This window comes from Bacillus sp. FJAT-22090, assembly GCF_007676755.1.
In the GTDB taxonomy this organism is placed as follows: domain Bacteria; phylum Bacillota; class Bacilli; order Bacillales_A; family Planococcaceae; genus Psychrobacillus.
In genome coordinates, this window is sequence record NZ_VEBK01000010.1 from 150,625 (window position 1) to 156,823 (window position 6,199).

Below are 6,199 nucleotides of genomic sequence, written 5' to 3' on the forward strand. Positions count from 1 at the left end.
ACAATAGTGCAAAAAGCTGAAGGTGAATATTCAATGACAAAAGACCAACTACAAGCGGAGATTGCTGAGTTAAAGATGGATTACATTCGTTTACAAGGTGACATGGAAAAGCTAGAGTCCAATGGCCACCCCACTCAAGTAGAAAATGCCGAACGTAGACTTGCCAAAATGGAAGAAGACCTTGCAGAACTAAACAAACAGCTCGCGGACCTATAATCTGCCGGGCTTTCTTTTTGGAGGAAACAATAAATGAGCTTACTTAACGTAGAAAATTTAGGACATACATTCGGAGATCGAACTCTTTTTAAAGAGGTTTCTTTTCGCTTAGTGGAAGGTGAACATGTTGGACTCGTTGGTGCAAACGGCGTTGGGAAATCGACGCTTATGAACATTTTAACAGGTGAAATCATCTATGATGAAGGGCGTGTTGAATGGCTACCTGGAACTCATTATGGCTATTTAGATCAGCATACTCGTCTACAACAAGGACGTTCTATGTTCGATACACTGCGAGATGCTTTCTTACCCCTTTACAAAAAGGAAGAAGAGCTAAATGAAATTATCGCTAAAATGGCCGATGCAACGCCTGAAGAATTAGAAGTGTTATTAGAAAAAATGGCAGAAATACAAGATGTGTTAGATGCAGGCGATTTTTATTCATTAGACATGAAAGTAGAAGAGGTCGCTCGTGGTCTTGGGCTAGATGCCATTGGTTTAGACCGTCCCGTTGAGGCTCTTTCTGGTGGTCAGCGTACGAAGGTTCTGTTGGCAAAGCTTTTATTAGAGAAGCCAAAAGTTCTTTTATTGGACGAGCCAACCAACTATTTAGACGAAGAGCATGTTAATTGGCTATCCAATTATTTAAAGAACTATCCATATGCTTTTCTATTGATCTCGCATGACACAGAATTCATGAATGGCATTGTAGACGTTATTTTCCACTTAGAATTCTCAAAACTTACACGCTACACGGCATCTTATGAGAAGTTTTTAGAGCTTGCTGAATTGAACAAAAGACAGCATATTGATGCATATGAAAAACAACAAGAATTCATTAAAAAGCAAGAAGATTTCATCGCGAAGAACAAAGCACGATACTCTACTACTGGACGTGCAAAATCTCGCCAAAAACAACTGGATCGCATAGAACGCATTGATCGTCCAGAAACAGCAGCCAAACCAGAGTTTAGCTTTAAAGAATCTAGAAGTTCTGGCCGCTATGTTGTAGAAGCGGATCATTTGCAGATCGGTTATGATAATCCTCTGCTCCCTCCACTTACATTCACAATCGAACGTGGAGAAAAAATTGCGCTTGTCGGGATGAACGGTATCGGTAAATCTACCTTACTAAAAACAATGCTTGGTAAAATTCCAGCACTAGGCGGAAAAGTAATTCGAGGAGACTTCTTATACCCTTCTTACTTCGAACAAGAAGTCAAAGCCGGGAACATTACACCAATTGAATCTATCTGGGAAACGTATCCAAGCATGGAGCAAAACCAAGTTCGTGCTGCACTAGCCCGTACCGGTTTAAAAAGCGAACATATCTCCCGTCCCCTATCTAGTTTAAGTGGTGGAGAACAAGCAAAAGTACGTCTATGTAAACTAATGATGGAAGAAAGTAACTGGCTGATTTTCGATGAGCCAACAAACCATCTGGACATCCATGCCAAAGAAGAACTAAAACGCGCAATGAAAGAATTTAAAGGCACCATCGTACTTGTAAGCCATGAGCCTGAATTTTACGAAGGCTTAGTCACAAAAGTATGGAACGTAGAAGAATGGTTTTCCACTGGTAAAGAGGTTGTAGAAGAATAGGTCTGTTAGAACCCCCGAGCACTTGATGCTTAGGGGTTTTCTTTGTATTAGGAGATGAGAAATGTGGGGGTTCGTTGCGGATGGCGGGGTTTGCTCGGATAGCGCTGGTTTACGATCGGATACTCGGGGTTTAGGATCGGATAACCGCTGTTTAGGATCGGATAACCGCTATTTACGCTCGGATACGGCTCTCCTTTGCTCGGGCGGCATTTGTATGTTCGGATAGCGCGGGTTTAGGATCGGATAACCGCCGTTTATGCTCGGATAGCGCGGGTTTACGATCGGATAGCCGCTGTTTCTGCTCGGATACGCCTCTCCTTTGCTCGGACGGCATTTGTATGTTCGGATAGCGCGGGTTTGCGATCGGATACACTGGGTTTAGGATCGGCTAATCCCTGTTTACGCTCGGATGCACGGGGTTTAGGATCGGATGGCCGCTGTTTACGATCGGATGCAACTCTCCTTGCTCGGACGGCATTTGTATGTTCGGATAGCGCGGATTTACGATCGGATAACCGCTGTTTATGATCGGATACGCCTCTCCTTTGCTCGGACGGCATTTGTATGTTCGTATAGCGCAGGTTTGTGATCGGATACGCGATGTGTATGCTCGGATATCCGCTACAAAAAAATCCTCTCCCGTTTTAAAAATGGGAGAGGATTTTTCATATTAAGCTAAGACTAATGAATCTTTGGCAATTTCATCATTCATAATAAGCTCTTTTAATCGCTGCTTCGCTCTAAATAATCTGGACTTCACTGTACCTATTGAAACTTTCATCACCTCGGCTATTTCGATTAATGAAAATTGATGCACATAAAAGTACATTACTGTTTTTTGATAGATACCATCTAATTCAGCGACTTTTGATCGAATGATTTCTCCCACATCTTCTTTTTCTAATTGCTCTTCTACAGACAACACATCTGCCGCGATTAAATCTAGGAGGGAAATATCTAATTGTTCCGGTTGATTTGCAACATATTTACTTCTTCTTACTTGTTTACGATATCTGTCACGGAATGTATTCATACAAATAGTCGTTAACCAGGCTTTAACATGGTCGACTTCTTTCATATATGATTCATATCGCACAACTTTCATCCATACTTCTTGCATGAGGTCTTCTGCATCTATTTGATTTTTCGTTAGTTTCAAACATAGATAATATATGTATCGGTTATATTCTTCATAAATTTCTTCAATTTTGACTTGCATTTTTTATTCCTCCGCTCGGCGTTTCTTTATAACTCTATAATGCCAAACGTTTACATTACACTCTATCGTATTCTCTTTCAATATAATTACAAACGTGTAAGTTAAAAAAACACAAGAAGGAATTTAACCCTCTTGTGCTTCAACAACTTCTATGGATTCTTCTTTTTTAGTGATAGTTAATGTGACAATACGGCTACGATCCATTTCATTTATTTCGATCAATAAATTCTCGTATGTAAATTGTTCGTTTTCTTCTGGAACATGTCCAAGCTGGTCCAGTACGAAGCCTCCGATTGTTTCATTTTCATTCACAATAGATACTTTAAACAGTTCATTCACTTCATCTATTTCCATGCGTCCCGCGCAGATTAAGCGGTTCTCCGTCATTTCATGTATTAAAATTTCCTCATCATCATCAGTTTCGTCTTCTATTTGTTGACCAATCATTTCTTCGATTAAATCTTCATGCGTGACGATACCTAGTGTTCCACCGTACTCATCTAAAACGATCGCCATATGCTTTTTATGAGTGAGCATTAGTTCAAATACTTTTTCAACACTCAATGTTTGCACAACAAACAATGGCTCTTTATCAATAATTGTCTCTAATTTTAACGATGGATCCATCGACCATTCAATTAACTTTTTCGAATAAAACATACCGACAATCGTGTCTAAGTCTTCCTCATATACAGGGTATCTTGTGTAGGAGTGCTCGAGTATCGTATCCCGCGCTTCTACATATGTAGCCTCTAAAGGAAGAGCAACCATTTCCGTACGATGGGTGGACAGCACATCTGATACATCTTTATTCGGAAAGTCTAAAATTCCTTTAATACGCTCCGATTCTTCTTCTTCAAATGTACCATCTGTCGAAGCGATATCTACCATATTCAAAAGTTCTTCTTTAGTGATAGTCGTTTCCTTTATTGCACCTTTAGAACCAATTCGGATCATCATATTTATAAGTCCAGCAACTAAAAATGTTATCGGTTTTAATAACCAGATCAACAATCGAATCATTGGAGCAACTATATACACAATTTTTTCCGAAAAAGTTGCGGCTATTGTTTTTGGAAGCACTTCAGCAAATAAAATAATCACTATAGTTAAGACGACAACAGACCACACAATGTTCCACTGATAATTTTCAGCTATGAGAATAACTAATACGGTCGCTGCTACGTTTGCAATTGTATTTCCAATTAAGATAGTGATAATCATACGGTCCGACTTTAATAAGAGAACAAGCAGTTTTCCAGCAGCCTTGTCGCTTTGTTCAGCTCGAAGCCGGACCTTCATCCTATTTACAGTCATTAAAGCTGTTTCACTTCCTGATAAAAAGAATGAAACAAGTAATGCAAATACTAATAGTACAAATTCTATGTACAATTTTTTATCCTCCTAAATAACTTCGATCCATAGTTCTTTTTACTACTATAGCATATTAGGAATTTAGTTGTCATAAATCTTATGCTATACTATTTCTATTCACGAAATTCTTAGAAAAGAGGGGTTCAAGTGAGCCAATTTACAGCATTAGATAAGTATTTTTCAGAAAAAAGAGAAACACATTTAGACGAGTTAAAACAATTTTTACGCATTCCTAGTATTTCTTCTTTGTCTGAACATAAAGAAGATATGCAAAAAGGTGCACAATGGCTTGCAGGTTCGTTACAGGAAGCTGGGTTAGAAAACGTAGTCATTGATAAAACTAACGGTCACCCTGTTGTCTATGCGGATTGGCTACATGCAGAGGACAAACCAACAATGTTAATTTACGGTCATTATGACGTGCAACCTGTTGATCCTCTAAATTTATGGGAATCAGAACCTTTCGAGCCACAAGTACGAGACAATAAATTATATGCTCGCGGTGCAAGCGATGACAAAGGTCAAGTGTTTATGCATGTTAAAGCAGTGGAAGCACTTCTTCAAACAGAAGGCTCACTTCCTGTAAACGTGAAGTTTTTAATTGAGGGTGAAGAAGAAGTTGGCAGTCCTAACTTAGAAGCGTATATAGAAGAAAATAAAGAAAAACTTGCTGCAGACGTTATTGTCATTTCCGATACAGGAATGCAAGGTCCTGGTCAACCGGCAGTATGCTATGGCTTGCGCGGACTTTGCGGTGTACAGATTGATGTGAAAGGTGCAAAAGGCGACCTGCACTCCGGCCTTTATGGTGGCGGTGTCCAAAACTCCATCCATGCACTTGTATCCATCTTAGATTCTTTCCGTGATGCTGAAGGAACTATTCAAGTAGAAGGGTTCTATGAAAATGTACGTCCCCTACTAGATGAAGAAAGAGAAGCGTATAAAGCGCTCGGATTCGATGAAGAGGAATTGAAAAAAGAAGTTGGAGTTGACGAGCTATTCGGTGAAAAAGGTTACTCTCATTTAGAACGCGTTTGGGTCCGTCCTACTTTGGAGATTAATGGCGTATTCGGAGGATTCTCAGGAGAAGGCATTAAAACTGTTTTACCTAGTGAAGCTGGCGCTAAAATTACTTGCCGTTTAGTTCCTGATCAAGATCCAGATGAAATTGTAGCTAAACTAAAAGCACATATTGAAAAAAATAAACCAGCCGGTATTACAGTCACTGTAACTGAGTTTGATAAAGGAAAACCATTTATCACACCTTTCGATCATCCAGCAATTCAAGCAGCTGGTCGCAGCTATGAAAAAGTATACAATGTACCAACAGCTTACACTCGCGGTGGAGGCTCTATCCCGATCGTAGCAGCTTTCGATGAAATTCTCGGCCTCCCAGTAGTGTTAATGGGCTTCGGATTATCAACTGAAAACTTCCATGCACCTAACGAACATTTTCATTTAGAAAACTTTGACCAAGGTCTTCGCGTAATTGGCGACTACTACCATGAATTAGCAGATCTTTCAAAAGAACAACTTAAAAAATAATACAAAACGGATGGATTTCAATAATCCATCTGTTTTTTTATCAGTAAATTATTCTATTTGCATAATTGGTTGCTCTCGTTGATGAATTGGTTACGTTCGAATACATTTTGGTCGCTCTCAACATGGATTTGGTTGCTCCCATACTACAATTGGTCTCGTTCAGCCACTTTCTTACTTATAAAGGATAATAATTACATCCCTACTCCTTGAAGCTGCCTTTACATCAAATATATTTCTTCAATT

5 protein-coding genes are annotated in these 6,199 nt (G+C 39.4%); 3 read left to right on the plus strand and 2 right to left on the minus strand.

Features of this window, described 5'->3' with window-relative positions; genetic code table 11:
* Positions 1–33 precede the first annotated feature (33 nt).
* Entirely contained in the window at positions 34–216 is a 183-nt protein-coding gene (locus FS486_RS13580; protein WP_144512093.1) for an SE1832 family protein, read from the plus strand.
* Positions 217–249: 33 nt separating this feature from the next.
* Entirely contained in the window at positions 250–1,818 is a 1,569-nt protein-coding gene (gene abc-f, locus FS486_RS13585) for a ribosomal protection-like ABC-F family protein (protein WP_144512094.1), read from the plus strand.
* A 670-nt stretch (positions 1,819–2,488) separates the two neighbouring features.
* Here the strand turns inward: abc-f and FS486_RS13590 are convergent.
* Positions 2,489–3,037 carry an RNA polymerase sigma factor gene (locus FS486_RS13590; RefSeq protein ID WP_144512095.1) on the minus strand — a complete coding sequence of 183 codons (549 nt, stop codon included), beginning with the start codon at positions 3,035–3,037 and terminating at the stop codon, positions 2,489–2,491.
* A gap of 123 nt (positions 3,038–3,160) precedes the next feature.
* A complete protein-coding gene (locus tag FS486_RS13595) occupies positions 3,161–4,429 on the minus strand; it encodes a hemolysin family protein (protein WP_313957000.1) in 1,269 nt (422 codons plus the stop codon).
* A gap of 129 nt (positions 4,430–4,558) precedes the next feature.
* Between FS486_RS13595 and FS486_RS13600 the strand changes: the two genes are divergently transcribed.
* Positions 4,559–5,956, plus strand: coding sequence for a dipeptidase (locus FS486_RS13600; protein WP_144512096.1), 1,398 nt, complete (start codon positions 4,559–4,561; stop codon positions 5,954–5,956).
* The last annotated feature ends 243 nt before the right edge of the window (positions 5,957–6,199 follow it).

Bases quoted from the DNA above. Each gene is read 5' to 3' on its own strand.
- FS486_RS13590 (WP_144512095.1), bottom strand. From the start codon at position 3,037: ATGCAAGTCAAAATTGAAGAAATTTATGAAGAATATAACCGATACATA.
- FS486_RS13580 (WP_144512093.1), top strand. From the start codon at position 34: ATGACAAAAGACCAACTACAAGCGGAGATTGCTGAGTTAAAGATGGAT.
- abc-f (WP_144512094.1), top strand. From the start codon at position 250: ATGAGCTTACTTAACGTAGAAAATTTAGGACATACATTCGGAGATCGA.